This window comes from Psychrobacillus sp. FSL K6-2365 (assembly GCF_038003165.1).
In the GTDB taxonomy this organism is placed as follows: Bacteria; Bacillota; Bacilli; order Bacillales_A; family Planococcaceae; genus Psychrobacillus; species Psychrobacillus psychrodurans.
Map to the genome: position 1 here is coordinate 524,111 of NZ_JBBOOO010000001.1, position 19,933 is coordinate 544,043.

General features: G+C 35.5%; 20 protein-coding genes. 16 read left to right on the forward strand and 4 right to left on the reverse strand.

Going from position 1 to position 19,933, the window contains the following annotated elements; genetic code table 11:
• The first annotated feature begins 57 nt into the window (after positions 1 to 57).
• From MKY29_RS02565 to ptsP, 10 genes are all read left to right on the forward strand, one after another.
• Positions 58 to 1,542: a spore germination protein gene (locus MKY29_RS02565; protein WP_241597358.1), complete on the forward strand. Its 1,485-nt coding sequence runs from the start codon at positions 58 to 60 to the stop codon at positions 1,540 to 1,542.
• A 24-nt stretch (positions 1,543 to 1,566) separates the two neighbouring features.
• Positions 1,567 to 2,649 carry a GerAB/ArcD/ProY family transporter gene (locus tag MKY29_RS02570; RefSeq protein WP_340878892.1) on the forward strand — a complete coding sequence of 361 codons (1,083 nt, stop codon included), beginning with the start codon at positions 1,567 to 1,569 and terminating at the stop codon, positions 2,647 to 2,649.
• The gene (locus MKY29_RS02575) at positions 2,646 to 3,269 is read left to right on the forward strand and encodes a Ger(x)C family spore germination protein (protein WP_340878893.1); all 624 of its coding nucleotides are present in this window, start codon (positions 2,646 to 2,648) and stop codon (positions 3,267 to 3,269) included. The genes MKY29_RS02570 and MKY29_RS02575 overlap by 4 nt, the downstream gene beginning before the upstream one ends.
• Positions 3,266 to 3,745 (forward strand): Ger(x)C family spore germination C-terminal domain-containing protein, encoded by a 480-nt coding sequence (locus tag MKY29_RS02580; RefSeq protein ID WP_340878894.1) that lies wholly within the window; start codon positions 3,266 to 3,268, stop codon positions 3,743 to 3,745. The genes MKY29_RS02575 and MKY29_RS02580 overlap by 4 nt, the downstream gene beginning before the upstream one ends.
• A gap of 155 nt (positions 3,746 to 3,900) precedes the next feature.
• Complete coding sequence (locus MKY29_RS02585) at positions 3,901 to 5,337, forward strand: PTS mannitol transporter subunit IICB (protein ID WP_340878895.1); 1,437 nt, start codon at positions 3,901 to 3,903, stop codon at positions 5,335 to 5,337.
• Between the two features lie 71 nt (positions 5,338 to 5,408).
• Positions 5,409 to 7,514, forward strand: a complete 2,106-nt coding sequence (locus MKY29_RS02590) for a BglG family transcription antiterminator (protein WP_340878896.1) — start codon at positions 5,409 to 5,411, stop codon at positions 7,512 to 7,514.
• Between the two features lie 15 nt (positions 7,515 to 7,529).
• The gene (locus tag MKY29_RS02595; protein WP_093493562.1) at positions 7,530 to 7,967 is read left to right on the forward strand and encodes a PTS sugar transporter subunit IIA; all 438 of its coding nucleotides are present in this window, start codon (positions 7,530 to 7,532) and stop codon (positions 7,965 to 7,967) included.
• A 1-nt stretch (position 7,968) separates the two neighbouring features.
• Positions 7,969 to 9,132, forward strand: coding sequence for a mannitol-1-phosphate 5-dehydrogenase (locus MKY29_RS02600; RefSeq protein ID WP_093493564.1), 1,164 nt, complete (start codon positions 7,969 to 7,971; stop codon positions 9,130 to 9,132).
• A gap of 25 nt (positions 9,133 to 9,157) precedes the next feature.
• Entirely contained in the window at positions 9,158 to 9,424 is a 267-nt protein-coding gene (locus MKY29_RS02605; protein WP_090564801.1) for a phosphocarrier protein HPr, read from the forward strand.
• Entirely contained in the window at positions 9,424 to 11,142 is a 1,719-nt protein-coding gene (gene ptsP / locus MKY29_RS02610; protein WP_340878897.1) for a phosphoenolpyruvate--protein phosphotransferase, read from the forward strand. The genes MKY29_RS02605 and ptsP overlap by 1 nt, the downstream gene beginning before the upstream one ends.
• A gap of 66 nt (positions 11,143 to 11,208) precedes the next feature.
• On the opposite strand, the gene MKY29_RS02615 is transcribed toward ptsP, so the two are convergent.
• The 3 genes from MKY29_RS02615 to MKY29_RS02625 form a co-directional block, all read right to left on the reverse strand.
• Positions 11,209 to 11,364 (reverse strand): YfhD family protein, encoded by a 156-nt coding sequence (locus tag MKY29_RS02615; protein ID WP_139219666.1) that lies wholly within the window; start codon positions 11,362 to 11,364, stop codon positions 11,209 to 11,211.
• A 226-nt stretch (positions 11,365 to 11,590) separates the two neighbouring features.
• On the reverse strand, positions 11,591 to 12,022 hold the full coding sequence (locus tag MKY29_RS02620) for a hypothetical protein (protein WP_090564797.1): 432 nt from the start codon (positions 12,020 to 12,022) through the stop codon (positions 11,591 to 11,593).
• A gap of 317 nt (positions 12,023 to 12,339) precedes the next feature.
• Entirely contained in the window at positions 12,340 to 13,446 is a 1,107-nt protein-coding gene (locus MKY29_RS02625) for a hypothetical protein (RefSeq protein ID WP_340878898.1), read from the reverse strand.
• Positions 13,447 to 13,695: 249 nt separating this feature from the next.
• Between MKY29_RS02625 and MKY29_RS02630 the strand changes: the two genes are divergently transcribed.
• Positions 13,696 to 14,682: a YecA family protein gene (locus tag MKY29_RS02630; RefSeq protein ID WP_241597336.1), complete on the forward strand. Its 987-nt coding sequence runs from the start codon at positions 13,696 to 13,698 to the stop codon at positions 14,680 to 14,682.
• Between the two features lie 79 nt (positions 14,683 to 14,761).
• On the opposite strand, the gene MKY29_RS02635 is transcribed toward MKY29_RS02630, so the two are convergent.
• Positions 14,762 to 14,956: a hypothetical protein gene (locus MKY29_RS02635; RefSeq protein ID WP_090564792.1), complete on the reverse strand. Its 195-nt coding sequence runs from the start codon at positions 14,954 to 14,956 to the stop codon at positions 14,762 to 14,764.
• A 132-nt stretch (positions 14,957 to 15,088) separates the two neighbouring features.
• On the opposite strand from MKY29_RS02635, the gene MKY29_RS02640 reads away from it, so the two are divergent.
• The 5 genes from MKY29_RS02640 to MKY29_RS02660 all read left to right on the forward strand — a co-directional run bounded on the left by MKY29_RS02640 (position 15,089) and on the right by MKY29_RS02660 (position 19,933).
• Positions 15,089 to 15,313 (forward strand): hypothetical protein, encoded by a 225-nt coding sequence (locus MKY29_RS02640; RefSeq protein ID WP_090564790.1) that lies wholly within the window; start codon positions 15,089 to 15,091, stop codon positions 15,311 to 15,313.
• A 75-nt stretch (positions 15,314 to 15,388) separates the two neighbouring features.
• Complete coding sequence (locus MKY29_RS02645) at positions 15,389 to 15,826, forward strand: YusW family protein (protein ID WP_090564787.1); 438 nt, start codon at positions 15,389 to 15,391, stop codon at positions 15,824 to 15,826.
• Positions 15,827 to 16,701: 875 nt separating this feature from the next.
• Positions 16,702 to 17,541 (forward strand): general stress protein, encoded by an 840-nt coding sequence (locus MKY29_RS02650; protein WP_340878899.1) that lies wholly within the window; start codon positions 16,702 to 16,704, stop codon positions 17,539 to 17,541.
• 478 nt (positions 17,542 to 18,019) lie between these two features.
• Positions 18,020 to 18,940, forward strand: a complete 921-nt coding sequence (locus tag MKY29_RS02655; protein WP_090564783.1) for an exonuclease domain-containing protein — start codon at positions 18,020 to 18,022, stop codon at positions 18,938 to 18,940.
• A gap of 135 nt (positions 18,941 to 19,075) precedes the next feature.
• Positions 19,076 to 19,933 (forward strand): MBL fold metallo-hydrolase, encoded by an 858-nt coding sequence (locus tag MKY29_RS02660; protein ID WP_340878900.1) that lies wholly within the window; start codon positions 19,076 to 19,078, stop codon positions 19,931 to 19,933.

Genomic DNA, 19,933 nt, shown 5'->3' on the forward strand with positions numbered 1-19,933 from the left:
ATAATTAATGAAAGGGGTGGCAAACTAAGGAAATCTTTAAGTAGGAGAGTGGTTCTTGTGAAAATAGGGAGGTTAGTGCGTGCCACTTTAAGTGGTACATCCCAAAAGAAAACGACAAAAATAGAGCACGAAGAACCAACAAATGAACTAAAGGACCAAGTTACAGAAAGACTGGAAAATATTAGAAAACAGACATCTGAGATAGATGATATTATGTTTAAAAAAATTGCTACAGATGAAGGTGTAGTTACAGTTATATATTCTAATTCATTAGTAGAAAAGATGACGATACAAACGATGGTTTTCATTCCTCTCACAAACTATATCCATCAGATACATCAGGTTTCAGATTCTATTGAGGATACGGATATACAAGAGATAACTAAAAAGGTGATCACTGGACAAACCATTTTGTTTTTTCACAAGACCTTTCAATTACTTAGTATTGATACATACAGCGCACCAACCCGTTCTATCACAAACACAGAGGTAGAATCTACCGTAATAGGTCCGCAGGATGCTTTTACAGAATCGTTGGAAACGAATATCTCTTTAGTAAAGAGACGTATTAAAAGTCCGATGCTGAAAAATGAAACATTTACAATAGGAACTGAAACGGATACAAAAATTTCCGTAGTTTATATGGATGGCATTGTAAACAAAGATAACCTAGAAGTTTTGAAAGAAAGAATTGAAAAGTTAGATCACCCGGCTTATACGGATGTCACAATTCTCAAACAACTTATAGAGGATAATCCTCTATCTCCTTTTCCGCAGTACTATTTAACGGTGCGTCCAGATACAGTAAGTGGCTATTTGCATGATGGAAGAATTGTCGTTTTTATGGAAAATAGTTCTGCTGTAATGATTTGCCCAGTCACTTTTTTGGAAATGTTCATGTCTGTAGAGGATTATTATAATCGCTGGACAACGGCTTCCTTACTAAGAATGCTTCGATTTTTTGGGTTCTTTTTAACAATCACAATCACTCCATTGTACGTATCAGCTTTGACATTTCATCCAGAAATTCTCCCTTATGAGCTTCTACTAAACCTACAGGAATCTAGAGCTAAGGTGCCGTTTCCACCCCTATTTGAAGTGTTATTTATCGAACTCATTATTGAAGTACTAAGGGAAGCAGGATCTCGAATGCCGGCTAAAGTAGGGCAAACAATAGGTATCGTAGGAGGTATTGTAATTGGAACTGCAGCTGTTGAGGCGGGACTGATTAGTAATATCTTGGTTGTACTTGTTGCTACATCCGCATTACTTTCCTTTTTACCACCTATCTTCTTAGTTAGTAATACTAGCAGGTTTGTACGATATATTTTCATTATTTCTGCCGGATTGTTTGGCTTGTTTGGGCAAATGATTGCTTTTACTTGGTTAATGGTCCATCTACTAAGAATTGACTCCCTAGGAAAGCCTTATATGAGTCCTGTTATTCCTAGAAAGGCAACGGATTTATTGAATGGCATCATTAGATTTCCGACTAAGTATTTGACTAAGAAATCGGGGATTTCCAAATCGCCCAAGAAATAATATTTTAAACGGAGGAGGGAGAACTTGAGTCCAAAGAACTTAAAAGTCCTAGGCGTATACCACGTAATTTTTTTAGTGCAAAATACAATGGTTGGAACTGGGCTTCTCTCCGCTCCTCAAAGATTAAGTGTTTTAGGCTATAGTCAGGTCCTAATGCCAATCTATTTTGGAATCATAGCAACTATAACTATATGGCCTATGGTTTGGATTTGTTCTCAGTATAAAGGGGATAACTTGTTTCGTATCAATGAAATACTATTAGGAAAGTGGATGGGTAAGGGTATTAATGTCTTAATAGTTCTCCATTTTACCTTGTTGATTTCTGCTGTCGTTAGTAATTATATGAATCTGATACAAAGCACTGCGTTACCTGAACAAACTACTACTGTAACCATAATATTAGTGCTTCTACTTCTTACTTATATTGTGAACGGTGGTATTAAAACAATTGCACGATTCTGCACGTTAACCTTTTTTTTAGCAATGCCGATGGTGTACTTTTTAAGATGGGGCATTGAAAAAGGTGATCTAAGTCATATATTTCCTTTGTTTAACTTTACTTCAAAGGAGTTTTTCAAAGCTATGCAGCAAGGCTATTTATCAATTCTTGGCTATGAATTAATTATGTTTTATTTTCCATATATAATTGATCAAAAAAAGGCATTTAAACATGCCATGATTGGAATATGGATTACAATTTCCTTAGTATTTATTACAACATTGGTGAGTGTGATGTATTACTCAGAATGGCAGTTAGAGCATGTTGAATTCTCGGTACTGCACCTATTTAAAGCAGGTGAGTTCTCTTTTGTAGAACGAATCGATATCATGGGTATTACGTTTTGGGTTTCTTTAATACTAACGACGGCATCGGTATACTTGTGGAGCGCAAGAAAGGGATTGGATTCCATTAGATCCAAAAAAAGTAGATACCATGTATACTTTATTGCAGCGGCAATTTTTGGGGTTATAATGCTCCCAGTTAACCGTGAATTTCAACAGAAGCTTTTTGATGCAAGTATTTATATAGAATATATAGTAATCCTATGGCCGATTTTTTTATGCCTAATACAATTAGTAAGAAAAAAGCAGGTGAAATCAAAATGAAGAAGAGTATCATACTATTCGTTTTAACGATATTGTTAACCGGTTGCTCCGATAAAGAGCTGAAAGTGCCTTTAGAAGATATTGGAATGGTTAGTACACTCTCATTTGACTATATTGATGAAGAAATGATGAAATTAACCGTTGCAATACCACAATTTTCACCGGAGGCTAAAGAGAATACGCAACTCTTCTCGGTGACTACAGATATGATTTCTAAAGGGATCGTTGAAATCGAAATGCAATCGGATAAAAAAATTGTTTTAAATCAATTAAGAGTAGTACTTTTTAACGAGGAATTTGCAAAGCATGGAAGAATGAGGAAAGTGATACGACATTTATATAGGGATTCATCAGTTGGCAACAAGGTGCTTATTGCAATAGTAAAGGAAAATGGAGAAGAAGTGTTAAAAGCCGATTATCCTGACAAACCAAATGTCAATTTATATATTAATGATCTATTGCAACCTAGTATTAATACTGCCTTCAATCCGAATACGAATATTCATGACTTTATATATACCCAAACGAGTACAGTTCATGATTCTATTGTTCCGATAGTTGATAAAAAAAATGGGATAATTAAAATCGAAGAGGTTGCTGTTTTAAGGGGAAAGAAATGATAGAAAGTATACCGCATGATGAAGCACTTATCATACAAGCACTACAGGGGAGAAAAAACCTAGCACCGCTAGCTTTAGACCTTGGAGATGGAGAAGAAGATAAGCTTGTATTGGATTTAATCAGTAATAAGGTAAAGATGAAAAGTAATAAAAGTATGGAAGCACCAAAGTTATCTATTACTTTAAAAATGGAAGGAACTCTTGTAGATTATGTGGGGTATAGAGTTGGTGAACTAGAAAGCTTGGAAAAAATAAGTGAATTGGAAGAGGATATTGACAAACATACCTCCAAACAGGTCGAAGAATTTCTAGATAAGTTAAAAGAATTAGAAGTAGATCCCATTGGTTTAGCGGAAGAATTCCGGAAACATTATCATGGTAAATGGGATAAAGAGAAAACAAATGATATTATTAGCAAACTACAGGTAGATGTTAAAGTAGAAACTTCTATTATCAGTACAGGGAATCTAAAGTAAATTCGTTAGATACGGAATTATGATAACAATCAAGTTCAATTTTGGCGTGAATAAAGAAGACATGATAGCGTTTACATTTTGTTGAATACTAAATGTAAACGCTTTAATATGGTAAACAACAATAACTTAATAATTTAAATAGGGGGACAGAGAAAATGAGTACAGAACAACAAGAACAATCTGGGTTCAAAGTTAAAGTACAGCGATTTGGTAGCTTTTTAAGTGGCATGATTATGCCAAATATCGGTGCGTTCATAGCATGGGGTCTTATTACAGCATTATTTATAGAAACTGGATGGTTGCCAAATGCAGAATTTGCAGAGCTAGTCGGGCCAATGATCAACTATTTACTGCCAATCCTAATTGGTTTTACTGGTGGTAGACTTGTCCATGGTATTCGAGGTGGAGTAGTTGGTGCTACCGTAACGATGGGGGTAATCGTTGGAGCGGATATCCCGATGTTCCTTGGGGCGATGATTGTAGGACCTCTAGGTGGTTGGGCTATTAAGCAATTTGATAAGCTAGTAGAAGGTAAAATAAAAGCTGGCTTTGAAATGCTAGTGAATAACTTTTCAGCAGGAATTATTGGTGGTTTACTAACATTAGTTGCTTACAAATTAATAGGTCCAGCTGTTAATGCATTAACAGATTTCCTTGCAGCAGGAGTTCAATTCATATTTGATGCAGGTCTATTACCACTTGCAAGTATTTTCATAGAACCAGCCAAAGTATTATTCTTAAATAACGCTATTAATCATGGAATATTAGGACCTTTGGGAATAGAGCAAGCTGCAGATGCAGGTAAGTCGATTCTGTTCTTATTGGAGTCAAACCCAGGACCAGGTCTTGGTATTTTACTTGCATTCATCTTCTTTGGGAAAGGAGCAGCTAAACAAACTGCACCTGGAGCAGCAATTATACACTTCCTAGGTGGAATTCATGAAATTTACTTCCCTTATATTTTGATGAAGCCATTCTTACTTGTAGCCGCTATTGCCGGTGGAGCTTCTGGTATCTTTACACTGCAATTATTCAATGCAGGTCTAGTGGCAGCTCCTTCACCAGGAAGTATATTTTCAATACTAGCGTTAACTCCAAAAGGAAGTCATATAGGAGTAATATTGGCTGTAGTAGTCGCTACTGCAGTATCCTTCCTGATTGCTTCTCTTATTCTTAAAACGTCTAAAGGTATAGCGGAAGATGATTTAGTTAAAGCAACAGAAAAAACTTCTTCACTTAAAGGGAAAGAAAGTAGAGTCGCAGAATTTATCCAGCCAACTACAACAGCTGACTTAGTTCAGGAAACTTCTCTTGCTAATGTAAAACATATTATCTTTGCTTGCGACGCGGGGATGGGGTCAAGTGCGATGGGAGCTTCTATTTTAAGAAACAAAATGAAAAAAGAGGGTCTCGATGTATCTGTAACGAATACAGCTATTAGCAATCTCCCATCAGACGCAGAAGTAATCGTAACTCATAAGGATTTGACGAGTCGTGCTAAGGAACAATCGCCAAGTGCCTATCATATTTCCGTAGAGAATTTCTTGAATAGCCCGAAATATGATGAGCTTATTGAACAACTAAAAAAATAAAAACACATCCGAAACTCGGCCTATTTTAATAGGCTGAGTTTTGCCAATGATTTAGGATCGTTAGGAATGAGGTGTTGACCATGCTTATTTCGAGCAGAGAAAAGATGATTATTGAAGCACTAATTGTAGAGCAGGAAGAAATAACGATTAAAGAATTATCTAAAAAAATTGACGTGAGTTCACGAACAATACAGCGAGATTTAAATAATGTTCAGAGCATTTTAGATTCCTACGAGCTTGAACTGATTAGGAAATCAGGAGTTGGTGTTCAAATCATAGGGAATGAACAAAGAAAGCAAGAATTAGTTCAACAGCTTAAACAGTTCAGACAAAGGGAATATACATTAGAGGAAAGGCTAACATTGATACTATGTATTTTGTATGAATCAGCTGAACCGGTCAAACTCTATTCCCTTTCCAAAGATTTGGGAGTTTCGATTTCAACCGTCAGTGCAGATTTGATGAAGCTTGAGGAACAGCTACAGCCTGTCCAGCTTTCGATATTGAAAAAAAGAGGTTATGGAGTAGAACTTTCAGGAACGGAAAATGCAAAGCGTAGAGCTATCAGTTACGCAATATCTAAAACCTTAAAGGAAGAGGGACTTTTTTCCTTAATTAAAGAAAAGATTCATCAAAAAACGAGCAAGTATGAAGATCCAATTTCGGAAAGGCTAATGCACCTTGTAGATAGAGAAAAGTTAGGGATGATTGAAGAGGCTATGAAGGATATATATCCAGACTTCTCTTTATCAATGACAGATAGTGCTTATGTGGGGTTAATAGTTCATCTTGCCTTGGCTATTGAACGTATTTTACAAGGTGAAAATATTACTATTGATGAAGCATATTTAAAGCAAATAGCGCTTGAACCAGAATACCCGATTGCAAAAAAAATTATTAATATGTTAATGGACCGTTTCCAAGTTGATATACCAGAAGCAGAAGTCGGTTATATAACGATGCATCTTCAAGGATCTAAACTTCGTCAACAAGAAGGGGTATTAGTTGAATCATCCAATTTAGAATTATATAGAAAGGCGAAAAAGTTAATTCAGGAAATGGAGAAGCAAACTAGCTTTCGTTTATCAAATAATGAATCCCTTCTTGAAGGATTAGTTACCCATTTAAAACCTGCGATTTATCGGGTAGAGCAAAATATGGGTATAGTGAACCCTTTACTAGAGGAAATTCAAACGAATTATAAAGAGTTGTTTGAGCAAGTAAAGGCTGCTGCACGAAAAGTTTTTCCAAAGCTATTAATCCCAGATGAAGAAATTGGATATTTGGTTATGCATTTTGGATCTGCCTTAATTGGGGTACTAGGTAAGGGAGATCTAAAGGCATATATTATTTGTTCAAGTGGAATTGGAACTTCTAAATTACTGGCATCAAGATTATTGCGGGAAATTGAAGAGATATCAGAGGTGTCGAATATTTCCGTATTCGAATTAAATAAGTTGACCACCACTATCACTGATAGGGACCTTATTATCTCAACCATTTACCTGCAGGATTTTCACAGGGAATATATTATGGTTAACCCTTTTTTAACAACCGAAGAGATTAACCAAGTGCAACTGTATGCAAGAAGGAAAATGCTTATGCAGAAACCTCAAACACTAGTAAAGGAAAGTCATCCAACTGTAGAAATATTAACGAAAAAAATAGAAAAATTAAATCAGTTCACAGGAGTAATGCTAAAGGTTTTAACGAATTTTCAACTTAGTCTACTAAAAGAACAAAATACAGTTAAGCAATATATGCAAGAGATTTGTGTGTTGTTGGAGGATAGAAAAATCATTGAAGAAAAGGAAAAAGTTATAGAAGCTTTATTGGAAAGAGAGAAAATTGGTGGTATTGGTATTCCGGGGACAAAACTTGCGTTATATCATACACGTAACGAATATGTTCAAGAACCATCGTTTACTATTCACAAACTTAAACAGGCCATCCGTACAAAAGGAATGGATGGAAACGACATGAAAGTGGATACACTACTTGTATTACTTTCACCTGAAGCATTTCTAAAGGCAGGTTTAGAAGTGCTGAGTTTAATCAGTACCTTAATAATTCAAAATGAACAAAATACCCAATTATTTGAAACAGGAGATGAATCTCAAATTCAAGCATTTTTAGCAGAAGAATTTGAAGCATTTATTAGAGAAAATATAAATTAATGGAGGCGTTTTACAATGGCATTACCAATTTTAGCAGCAGAAAATATTTTACTAAGTCAACAATTAGCTACAAAGGAAGAGGCAATCCGTTTAGCGGGTCAAATGTTAGTAGATAAAGGTTATGTGGAGTCTGGTTATATAGAAAAAATGTTAGAAAGAGAAGAGATGACATCTACGTTTATGGGAAACTTTGTTGCAATTCCACATGGGACAGATGATGCCAAAAAAGAAGTGAAAGAATCAGGTATCACTATTATTCAAGTTCCAGCCGGTGTAGATTTTGGAGATGGAAATATAGTAAAACTAATTTTTGGTATTGCTGGCAAGGGTGATGATCACTTGGACATTCTTTCTAATATTGCAATTACTGTTTCTGAAGTAGAAAATGTAGAAAAGATAGTTAATGCAACTTCACCAAAGGACGTACTTGCCTTTTTTGAAGGAGTGAACTAATATGAATGCTGTTCATTTTGGAGCTGGAAATATCGGAAGGGGATTTATCGGTTTATTGTTGCATCAGTCTGGATATAAGACCTGTTTTGTCGATGTCAATGAAGAAATTGTTAATTTATTGAACGAGAAGAAGCAATATACTGTTAAGTTTGCTGAGGAATCTCAGAAAGAGTTCCTCGTTGAGAATGTTCATGCAATTAATAGTATAAAGAATCCTGAATCTGTCATTAATGCGGTAGCGAATGCGGATATTGTAACTGCTGCAGTAGGAGCTAATATACTTCCTTTAATATCAGGATTAATAGCAAAGGGATTGAAAAAACGGCTGACACAATCGAAAAAGCCTTTAACTATTATTGCTTGTGAAAATATGATTGGTGGCAGTACATTCCTAAAGGAAAAAGTATTAGAAGAGCTAACAATGGATGAAAAAATCCAATTCAACACGCATTTCAGCTTTCCAAATGCGGCAGTAGATCGAATTGTCCCAAATCAAACTAATGCCGATAAATTAGCAGTAGTAGTTGAGCCATTTTATGAGTGGGTAGTGGATGAATCAGAGATAAAGGGAACCAATCCACCAATTCAAGGAGTTACATTTGTACAGAATTTGGAGCCGTTTATTGAACGTAAATTGTTCACTGTTAACACGGGGCATGCTGTTGTTGCTTACTTTGGTTATTTAGCTGGAATTCGCAATATGCATGAAGCCCTTGAGAATATGGAAATAAGAGAAATGATAGAGCGAGTATTGCAGGAAACAGGAAGATACCTTACTACAACCTACTCTTTTAATGAAAAAGAGCATGCTGAATATGTACAAAAAATCATAAATCGTTTTGCTAACCCATATATTTCAGATGATACAACGAGAGTTGGGCGTTCACCTATGCGTAAGCTTAAAAACAATGATCGACTTGTCCGTCCGGCGACCAAATATGTAGAAATGTTCAACGAGAATCCTTTATACTTAGTAAAAGGGATAGCAGCAGCTTTACATTATGACTTCAAAGAGGATTCAGAAGCAAATGAAATACAAACTATGATTGAACAAAAAGGAATTCAATTTGCAATAGAAGAAACGACTAGTTTAAAGCCTGGTACAGATCTATTTGAGCTGATTCATGAGCAATATGATAGAATGGCTATAAGCAAAATAAAATAAAACCAATTCAAGGGAGAAGATTATTATGACAAACCACACTTACACAGTTGTAGCAGAATCAGGAATTCACGCAAGACCGGCGACGGGACTTGTACAAATTGCATCAAAATTCGTTTCAGACATTTCCATGGAGTATAAAGGGAAAAAAGTTAACCTAAAATCAATTCTTGGTGTTATGTCTCTAGGTGTAGGGCAAGGAGCTAGTATTTCTATATTTGCTGAGGGAACTGACCAACAAGAAGCGTTGGAGTCAATCGAAAGCTTTCTTAAATCTGAAGGGATAATTGAGTGATGACAGAAAATTTAATAGGAATTGCAGCTTCCAGTGGTATAGCCATTGGTAAAGCTTTTTTGATGATAGAACCAGATTTAACTATTTCAAAAAGTACAGTTTCTAATAAGGAAGAAGAGGTTACTCGATTCCATGAGGCAGTAAACGCTGCTAAGTTAGAACTGCAAAAGATTCGTGACCGTGCTGAAATTGACTTAGGCGCGGAAAACGCTGCGATTTTTGATGCACATTTACTTGTTCTTAGTGACCCTGAATTAATAGGCACCGTAGAAGGCAAAATAAATGACGAAGCAGTAAATGCAGAGGCTGCTTTGCAAGAAACTGCAGATACATTAGTTGTCATGTTTGAACAGCTTGATAACGAGTATATGCGTGAGCGGGCAGCTGATATTCGAGATGTAACGAAGCGAGTAATAGCAAGACTTCTTGGCGTGGAAGTACCGAATATTGGGTTGATAGATGAAGAAGTTATAATCATCTCCAAAGATTTAGCACCCTCAGATACGGCTCAATTGAATAGAGCATTCGCTAAAGGATTTACAACGGATATGGGTGGACGCACGTCACATTCTGCTATTATGGCCCGTTCATTAGAAATTCCTGCGGTTGTTGGTACAAAAAATGCTACATCTGCTATTAAACAAGGTGATTTTATCGTTGTGGACGGAGATAATGGTGAAGTAATTATAAACCCTTCCAAGGATGTTATTGAGAGCTATGTCACGAAAAGAAATCAGCAAGAAGTAGAGAAACAAGAACTATTGTTGCTAAAAAATAAGCAAACGATCACATTAGATGGAATACATGTGGAAGTAGCAGCAAACATCGGAACTCCAAAGGACATAGAAAGTGTTCTTGAAAACGGTGGAGAAGGAGTCGGGCTATATCGTACAGAGTTTCTGTATATGGAACGAGATTCTTTACCAACAGAGGAAGAGCAGTTCCAAGCATATAAGCAAGTGCTTGAACAGATGGATGATAAACCTGTAGTTGTTCGTACATTGGATATTGGAGGAGACAAGCAGCTTCCATATTTAAATCTTCCAGAAGAAATGAATCCATTCCTTGGCTTCAGAGCAATTCGACTATGCTTAGAGGAACAAACAATATTCAGAACTCAACTTCGCGCTTTACTACGCGCAAGTAACTTTGGGAATCTTAAAATAATGTTCCCAATGATTGCAACTCTAGAGGAATTCAGAGAGGCAAAACAATTACTTTTAGAAGAAAAAGAAAAGCTTCAGCAGGAAGGCACACTAGTATCAGATCATATAGAAGTCGGTATTATGGTAGAAATTCCTTCGACCGCTGTATTAGCTGATCAATTCGCAAAAGAAGTGGACTTTTTCAGTGTTGGAACAAATGATCTAATCCAATATACAATGGCGGCAGATAGAATGAACGAATCGGTTGCCTATTTATATCAGCCTTATCATCCAGCTATTTTACGATTAGTTAAAATGGTAATCGATGCTGCACATGCCAATGGAAAGTGGGCAGGAATGTGTGGAGAAATGGCAGGAGATTCTATAGCTATTCCATTATTAATAGGTTTAGGGTTAGATGAGTTCTCTATGAGTGCTCCTTCAATGCTAAAAGCGAGAAATCAGATCAATCAGCTGACGCAAATGGAGATGAAACAGCTTGCGGATAAAGCCCTGTCTATGCAGACATCGGAGCAAGTTAAGCAATATGTAAAAGAAACTTTAGGAGTTTAGTAGCTCTTAGATTAAAAGCTTCATGAAAACCCACTCAGTTGATAAGAGCGGGCTTATTCATGAAGCTTATTTTTTTTTTGCTTTAGGAGTAGCTTTTTCTAGTTCTTCAAATTCTTTGGCAAATTCTTCTCGGATGTCGCCTGGTTTGATTTTTAGATTTTTTGGCGTTTGAGGTAGTGAATCTTTGTTGTTACTTCTTCCTTGCTTATTGTCTCTCCCCATATAAATCTCCTTCCCTTTATTCGTTCAAACTTAATATGGCTAATTTCAACTCATTTAAACGGGATAAGCTGAATTATATGTAAGATGTGTAAGAGGTTGAAGGAGCTACTTAATTTATCCACGATGGCTCATACTTGCCAGTCCGATGAACTCAATATTCATATCATCTATTATCTAAAAAAATGCTCAAGTACATGGCATAAACATTCCACGTACTTGAGCATTTTTACTTTTTATTAAAAAAGGTGGTAAGCTGTTTTTTAGTAGGGGCTTGAATTTTGTAGGTTAACTCTCGATCACCACTGTTTTCTATACGTGGAATGATGGACTCTATTACATTGAATTTCCAAAAGGATGGTTTACTTTTTGTACTCTTTTCCGTATCTTTTGTCATCATTTTGCGTTGAAAAGGGTGCAGCTTAGCCATTAAAAATTTTTCTTTTATACGAATTAATAGGTAACCTTCATCTGTTTCAGGATTGAATTTTTTCATTAGGGATTCACCTAACTCGAACGTATTCGATTTGTTTTGAACTGATGGCGAAAGAACTAAAATATTCCCTTTGCGGAACAAGGCTGTATTCGACACTTGCTTGAGACCTAAATCATTAATAAGAAAATCTAAGTTCACTTGAGACGCTTCACTAGCGACTGACATATTCCATACCTCCTCAACATTTACAGACTCCTATGTTAAGTATACCCTAATTTGTAGTCGATATCTTCCGTTTTGGAATATTTACTTAATTTATAGTGATTTAACGCTAAAAAATGGACTTTTTTTCGCAAAGCTAAGTTTGCGTGATGCTTTTTGACAGATTATTTCTAGATTCTGGATGTGGAAAGAAAAGTGGATGTGTAATAAAGTAATTGACTATATATAGATAGGGTCTGAATTTATGATTGTTTTGTTATAAAGTATAAAAAATGCAGTAATCCTCGATAGTAGACCGAGAATTACTGCAATAATAAGTATTATTCTACTTCTGGAAGATCTGATTCATCAGACTCTTCTAATACATCAAAGAATTTCCATTCACCAGCTTCATTTTTTTCTAAAAGATAGGCTATAGTGGTTTCAATTGTATTTTTGTCATCAATTGTGGATTTTTGATGTTGTATAACTAAAGCGCTGTTATTCAGAATATATTGAACGTCAAAATTAAGTGTTTCGAATCGAACATCGAAGTCTTTAAATGTTGCTTCTATTGTTTCTAACAGCGTAGCATAGCCAGGGAATTCTTCACTGTATAAACCGATAGTTGCCTCTAGATTTTCAGCATTTGCATATTCATCAGCCTTTTGGAAAAACTCCTTAATTTCGTTTTCTTGCTTAAGGAAGTTCTCATCTTTGCGAATACTTTGATAATATGCTTCATATAGATCTTCTATAATTGCATCATCTTTGATAGTATCTAGTGAGTCAAAAAACGTATTAACCTGTTCTTCCACTAATTTTTGGTTGGATTTTTCCATGATTAATTGATCTAACTTGTCTATATGCATTTTCGCTGTAATTACGTTTTTAGATGATTGAAGAGCTTTTTCACCCGGAGTTTTAAACTGAGTTAAAATGGCATCTCTAGTAGACTTTCCGTAAACACGGTAAAGTAAAATTGCTTGTTTTCGTATTTCACTAGATAAGTTATGGTAACTTTTCTCCGTTACATCAGATGTTGGATTTTTAGAATATAGAGCATTAAATTCATTTGCCTTTTCTACTATTTTCTTTCCAGAAGTAATCGCATCGATATATCCCATTGCTCTTTTATAATGAATACCAGCATTATCTTCTAATCGTTTTTCTAACTTCACCTTATCCTTAACGTTTACTTTTTCTAATTCGCTTTTTGCATTTAAATAAGCATTTTTAGTTAAGTTGAAAATTTTCATATCAGGGTATTTAATGTCCTTAGTCAATTCATACGAAATTTGCCATTTCAATGCACCTGCATGTTCCTCCGCTACTTTAACTAGAGATTCTGCTTTTGAAATAGAAGCTGCCTCAGTATTTGTAATAGGTATGAATATATTTGCGCTAATAATTCCAGCTATCAATCCATAAGATAATAATTTTTTCATATGTATTCTCCTAAAATGTAAGTCTTATAAAATAGTATTTTATAAGCCTTAATAAGAATATGTTATTATATTGTTAAATACTAGATAATATTGATGGTTATACATCCATAAAACGGTAAATTATTTGCTTATTTAATAGTGTTTAAATATATTTATTTGCCGTCATGTTACTATTTTTTACTTAATCTTAAATTCTTCCTACTTTCATGTTAAAATAAGCACTTACCAAAAGAGAAGGAAGTGTTAAGTATGGTAGGTCGAAATGATCCTTGTCCATGTGGTAGTGGAAAAAAATACAAAAAGTGCTGCGAGTCAAGGCAGACTGATTCTATAGAAGAGGTACAAACGGAGGAATTGGAACGATTATTGCAATCTTTTTATGACCACTATCCAGAGCGTAAGGATATGGAAGAATATGCGAACCTTGTGCGTGCTTGGAGCAAAACGATTGGCGACTATTTAGATTTAGAAATGATTGAAGCCATCGTAATGGATGAGTTCTTTTTCCATTATAAACAGCAGATATGGTTAGGCTATATAGAAAAGCAAAAGAAGAAGATGGTGCGTCCATCTACACTAAATGTTTTGAGCCAATGGGATAATCCGGTGGTGTTTGTTGGTAAAGTAGCAGAGGTGGATGAGAACTATATGACGGTTTCTCATATACTCACCAAAGAGAGCATTATGCTTAGACGAGAAAGTGATAAGCCAGTGCCAGTAGGAGTCCATGTATACTGTTTTATCTTGCCAGATGGCACTAACAAAGAAAATCATTATTTAGCTATTTCAAGTTTAGTTTTCTTCCCAGTTGATCATCAAGAAGTCTTTGATAAAATAGAAAAACAATTTGAAAAGCAAGATACTCTATCAGCTTCGGCCTTTTTAAAGGATACGGGAGCAACCTTATGGAAATTGCTTGGAGAAAATGGCTATGAGGGTGGAGAGTATACACACTTTGAAGTCGGAGTATTACAAGTAGCGATAGATTTCTTAGAGAAAAATAATCGTGAATATGGTAAGTTTATAGAAATTGTAGAAGATTATTTAGTGGAGCAACAACCAAATGCACGCAAGGAAGTGGCAATTGCTGCTGGAGCCATTCGATTTGGTCAAGAAAATGGGTTGTTTGAACCTTTTAATATGACTATAAAAGAAATTGCAGAGACTTTTGAGGTTTCCACTTCCTCTCTAAATAAGTACTACAATGAAATAACGGAGTATTACAAAGGAAAATAGTTTATGTATAAAAGGTCACCACTTATTATTTTTATAAGCGGTGACCTTTAACTATTAATAATGGAATTTAAGGCAAGTACTAATTAAACATTCCACTTAAAATCCCTTTGCCTTTTGATGAGTTACTGTATGTTTTATCTGCTTTCGTTCCACGAATAGGAGAATTTTTAAAGCTACCAAATTGCTTTGCTAGTTTATCCCTTGATCCCTTATTTCTCATTAAAAATGCAGCTCCAAGACCTAGTGCAGTTAGTGCCATTTTATTTTTATTCATAATAGTTTCCTCCTAATTTTTTTGTTATGAATTGTTTTCCCGCATTTATTGATGTTAAACAAACATTTGGCCAATGTTTAGTAATCGAAAAAAAGGATAAACAATTTAAAACATACTAAGGGAGTGGTAACTATGAAAAAGCATTCAAAGGATAAAGAAAAACAAGATATTTCGGGTCGTATTATGGACAATCCTGATTTATTAAATACAGAGAAGGAAAGTATTTTTGATAAAGATGAAGATATGAAGACGGTTGATCCTATCCCAGTAGAAGAATTAAATGAAAAAGTGAAAGATGAAAAAGATAAGCGAAATACTAAGTCTACTTCTGCTAGTGAAGAGCGTTATCCAGGATAAGTGCTTTTTAGTTGTTTATTTTCGCTAAACATTGGTGATAATTTAATTGTTATAGAAGACAGGAGGATTTTCGAAATGAAATTAAGGAAATATCCACTAATAGGAAGTGCTGTTATCTCATCTTTCCTATTATTAGGAGCTTGTGGAGATAAGGAAGAAGTGAGCGAAGCACCCGATAAAGAGACTGCTCAAAGTGAATTTGGTTTTCAGTCATTTGAATTGGATGTAGATACGGCAGATCAAAAGGATGCAATTGACGCTTCTTTTGATATTGATATATCAGAAACAGAGGCTGAATACGTTAACCAATTAGAATCCAAAAATCTCTCTGGAAACGATGCTTACACAGAGTTAGAGCCTATTTTTAAGGAAATTGCTCTAACTAAAGATATGAGCAAGGAAGAAGTGATTGAAAAAGTTACTCAAGCATTTGGAGTAGAGGAGTATACAGAGTTCGAGTTAGAAGTAGAGTTCTCTGACGGAGACACACAAGAATTTAATGATAGAAAATAGAAGATAAAAAACCTTGAGAGACAATGAAAGTTGTTTCTTGAGGTTTTTTATACCTTATATAAGTTTCTCTGGATAGAGGGGTTCTTGAGAATTAAACAAACAATAATCTGCTATAATTTCCGCTTCAATCAATTAAGATTTCTAATAAATGTAGGGGTATCTAAAGACACTGAGTAGAAAGCAACTTTTAGTCATTCGATCTACACATTTAGGTAGAGAATTAGTAAAGTTATTTGGTAATGTTATCTACTACACAAGTAAACGGTAATAGTCCGCAAGTAAATATTGGCTTCGAGCAAGTAAATTCTATACGACCGCAAGTAAGCTGCAGTTGGGAGCAAGTAAATAATAGATCGGAGCAAATAAAGCTAAAATAGAGTTGAATCATTCATGAGATAAGGATGTAAATACTTCTTGAGAGCACAAATAAAATTCAGTGTTCCTGGTACATTGAACGATATATGATCATGCAAAATAAAAAGGCATTACTTATTAAATCTCCTCAACTAGTTAAAAAGCATATGACAAAAAGTAGCAGGAAACTGAGCCCCCGAAATTATATCTTCGGGGGCTTCCTTTATAAATAGAAAAGCATCCTTTCCCTAGTTCCGATAAAGCACTAACCTGTTTCTAAAAGCTGAGCGACAGACAGTATCTCCAAATAGTCAATCGGTAAAAATCCATCAACAAGCCTATCCAAAGTACTTTGGTTCAGGCGTTTTTTACTTGGTTTTCCTTAGAATCTATAAATATATAAATGATTCTAATATAATTACTGTTTCATTACAAAGTGATTAACAATGGTCACATTGTGTTTAGTTTCTATATTAAGGGGGGTACATACAGAATAAGACTAATTTTGAGGAGGCAATACCATGAACATTGAATCGAATAGACGAATTGAAATTGCTCGTACGGAAGAAGAAATGTATGAAAAATTGGAAGGCCTACAAAATCAGGGTTATGCAGAAAGCGATATACATGTCATTTCAACTGAAAATGTACATTTAAATGCACTTAGTCGTCATTCAGAAGTGTCTACCCATGAGGCTGGTACATTTATAGATAAGTTCAAATCTTGGTTTACTGGAGAAAATGCAGTAGCAGAAGGATTACGAAAGTTAGATTTAAGTGAAGAGGAAAGAACAAGGTATGCGGGAGAAGTAGCGGGAGGAAGTATCGTCCTATATACAGATGTTCTCACGCTAAACGACGAGCCAATGTACGGTACCCATGAAAATGAATTTGAGCAAGAGTATACGGATACAGTAGGTACAGAGGTAGTACAAAATCGTTTTATGGAAAACGAAGACCCGATTAGTGATTATGCCAAAGAGCAAGGATTTAAACCATCTAATAATGAATTTGTAAATGAAACAGATAGTCGCTTTGATGAACCTCAGGATCGCTTCGCACGTGGAGAGACCTTTGCGACGGATCCACACTTAGCTAGAGAAGAGGATCATATAGGCCACTCTATGCAAGAAGATAGAGTAGTTAGAGATTCTCGACCGATTGTTGATGAAACTGTTACGAATGAAGGGAAATCATATGGCACGCACTCTCCAGGAGCTGATCCGAATCTAGGTCCTGCAGCATATGGTAGTGACACAGTAAATGAGGAAGAAGAAAGACTTTCTCATGATCAGTATGAAGAAAAGTTGGACTATCAAAGAAAACTGGATGATATCCCTCCAACTAATCGACTATACTAAATCACACCTAACTATAGAACCTCTCTTTTTGGAGAGGTTCTTCAGCTTGACGACAAAAGTATTGTTATAAACTGCTATGCGTAATAATAAATATCTTTAAAGAGGTTGCTTAATCTAAATAAAAGTATATATAGTGGAAACCTTTAAGGAGTTGTTTATAAGGCAAGGACCACCACGAAGACTCCTGTGGGAACAGCTTGAGCAGAAGACCCCGCAGGAAAGACATTGGTCGAACTCTGTTTGACCAATGTCTTTGCGACGAGTAACCGCAGGAGCATATGTTTTCGCAGTGACGAGGAGGCTGAAGCCAAGCCCACGGAAAGCGAAGTGGTGGTCCTTGCCGATTTTAGTATACAACTCTATGCACCCAAAATTGAGTTTGTCTACAGTCTGCAGAACCTCTCTTTTTGGAGAGGTTCTTCTTTGCATTCTATTATGAGATAATGAGATTCAATCCAACAACATGAGGTGACTTATAATGGACTTTATAGCTATCGATTTTGAAACAGCTAATAGCCTACGTTCAAGTGTTTGTTCAGTAGGGATTGTACAAGTTAAGAACGGGAAAATATATAAAGAAATACATTCCTTAATAAATCCTTTAAGTGAATTTCATTATTATAATACAAAAATTCATGGAATTACTGAATATATGGTACATGGTGCACCAACCTTCGAAGAATTCTGGCCAGATATGAAAAATCTAATTAAAGATCAAGTTGTCGTTGCACATAATGCTAGTTTTGATATGGGTGTATTACAGGAATCCTTACGTCAATTTCATGAACCCTCACCAAATTTTGAGTATGGGTGCTCTTATCGAATTGCCAAAAAAGTTTGGCCACAACTTTACAATCATAAGTTATCAACGGTAGCGAATTATTTAGGTATTAGCTTAAGACATCATGATGCTTTAGAGGATGCCCGTGCAGCTGCTATTATTACGATAGAAGCGATGCAGAAAACCAAAACAAATACAGTTCAACAACTGGCAAAACTACATAATGTAAAAATAAATCCATCGATTCAAACTAAGAAACAACCATCTTCTCAACGTAATGGTAAAGCAGATTTGACTATTGAATATTTGAAACCTGAAAGTACAGAGCTAAATTCCAAACATCCGTTTTATGGAGCCCAAATTGTTTTCACGGGAAGAATGCTTGCGATGACTAGATCGAAAGCAGCGCAACTTGCAGTGAATTGTGGGGCGGTTTGTAAGGGAACAGTGGATCATCAAACAAATTACTTAGTCGTAGGGGATAATGATTTAGCCAAGTACCTACAAGGCATCAAAAGCTCTAAAATGCAAAAGGTAGAAGGCATGATTCAACAAGGACTTCCAATTGAAATCGTTGGAGAGCAAGATTTTTTAAGGTTAGTTCGATATCCATTTTGATAAAAAAAGGGATTAATGAACAATAGTTACGATCATTAAATGATAATACCGCATTTCTTTTTAATAACTGAGAAATTGTATAAATAAGTTATCCCGGTGAAATCCTATTAATAGTTAAGGAAAGGGTGAATCATCTTGGACAATTCAATATCTTACGGTGACGATTATAAATATATACCAGCAACTTCAGTAGGAAGCGGAATAGGCTTGGAGATTCTTCCAGACATTTTTTGTCATACTATACAAATCGTCAATATTTGTTTAGTAGGCAGTCCTAATTCAAATGACTTTGTGTTGGTAGATGCAGGTATGCCTTACTCAGCAGAAGAAATTATTTCAGTAGTTGAAGAGCGTTTTGGAGTAAATAAGAAACCCAAAGCCATTATATTAACTCATGGCCATTTTGATCATGTTGGAGCAATAATTGAGTTAGTAAAAAAGTGGGAAATTCCAGTATATGCTCATGAGGCGGAATTGCCATTTTTAACTGGCAAAGAAAGCTATCCTAAGCCTGATCCAACCGTAGAAGGTGGATCAGTTGCCAAAATGTCTTTTATATTTCCTGTTGATCCCATAAATTTGGGTAATTACATAGAGGTATTGCCTGCAGATGGAGCAGTTCCTTTTATGTCTGATTTTCAATGGATTCATACACCTGGTCACACACCTGGCCATATTTCATTATTTAGAAAAGAGGATGGGGTATTAATAGTTGGAGATGCATTTGTTACTGTAAAGCAAGAATACTTATATAAAGTGTTCACACAGGAGCAGGAAATAAGTGGTCCGCCAAGATATCTTACTCCTGATTGGGAAGCGGCTAGGGAATCGGTGAATAAACTTGTCGATCTAAAACCAAAAGTCGCGATTACAGGACATGGCTTACCTATGACAGGAGACTTACTTACAAGTAATTTGCATCTACTAGTGACTGAATTTGACTCGATTGCCTTACCTAGTCATGGGAAATATGTAAATAAAAAAATACAGTAA

Excerpts from the sequence above, each read along its gene's own strand:
- MKY29_RS02580 (WP_340878894.1), top strand. The coding sequence starts at position 3,266 with ATGATAGAAAGTATACCGCATGATGAAGCACTTATCATACAAGCACTA.
- MKY29_RS02635 (WP_090564792.1), bottom strand. The coding sequence starts at position 14,956 with ATGAATAAAAATAAAATGGCACTAACTGCACTAGGTCTTGGAGCTGCA.
- MKY29_RS02655 (WP_090564783.1), top strand. The coding sequence starts at position 18,020 with ATGGACTTTATAGCTATCGATTTTGAAACAGCTAATAGCCTACGTTCA.
- MKY29_RS02615 (WP_139219666.1), bottom strand. The coding sequence starts at position 11,364 with ATGGGGAGAGACAATAAGCAAGGAAGAAGTAACAACAAAGATTCACTA.
- MKY29_RS02645 (WP_090564787.1), top strand. The coding sequence starts at position 15,389 with ATGAAATTAAGGAAATATCCACTAATAGGAAGTGCTGTTATCTCATCT.
- MKY29_RS02625 (WP_340878898.1), bottom strand. The coding sequence starts at position 13,446 with ATGAAAAAATTATTATCTTATGGATTGATAGCTGGAATTATTAGCGCA.
- MKY29_RS02650 (WP_340878899.1), top strand. The coding sequence starts at position 16,702 with ATGAACATTGAATCGAATAGACGAATTGAAATTGCTCGTACGGAAGAA.
- MKY29_RS02595 (WP_093493562.1), top strand. The coding sequence starts at position 7,530 with ATGGCATTACCAATTTTAGCAGCAGAAAATATTTTACTAAGTCAACAA.
- MKY29_RS02585 (WP_340878895.1), top strand. The coding sequence starts at position 3,901 with ATGAGTACAGAACAACAAGAACAATCTGGGTTCAAAGTTAAAGTACAG.
- MKY29_RS02600 (WP_093493564.1), top strand. The coding sequence starts at position 7,969 with ATGAATGCTGTTCATTTTGGAGCTGGAAATATCGGAAGGGGATTTATC.
- ptsP (WP_340878897.1), top strand. The coding sequence starts at position 9,424 with ATGACAGAAAATTTAATAGGAATTGCAGCTTCCAGTGGTATAGCCATT.
- MKY29_RS02640 (WP_090564790.1), top strand. The coding sequence starts at position 15,089 with ATGAAAAAGCATTCAAAGGATAAAGAAAAACAAGATATTTCGGGTCGT.
- MKY29_RS02575 (WP_340878893.1), top strand. The coding sequence starts at position 2,646 with ATGAAGAAGAGTATCATACTATTCGTTTTAACGATATTGTTAACCGGT.
- MKY29_RS02630 (WP_241597336.1), top strand. The coding sequence starts at position 13,696 with ATGGTAGGTCGAAATGATCCTTGTCCATGTGGTAGTGGAAAAAAATAC.
- MKY29_RS02605 (WP_090564801.1), top strand. The coding sequence starts at position 9,158 with ATGACAAACCACACTTACACAGTTGTAGCAGAATCAGGAATTCACGCA.
- MKY29_RS02620 (WP_090564797.1), bottom strand. The coding sequence starts at position 12,022 with ATGTCAGTCGCTAGTGAAGCGTCTCAAGTGAACTTAGATTTTCTTATT.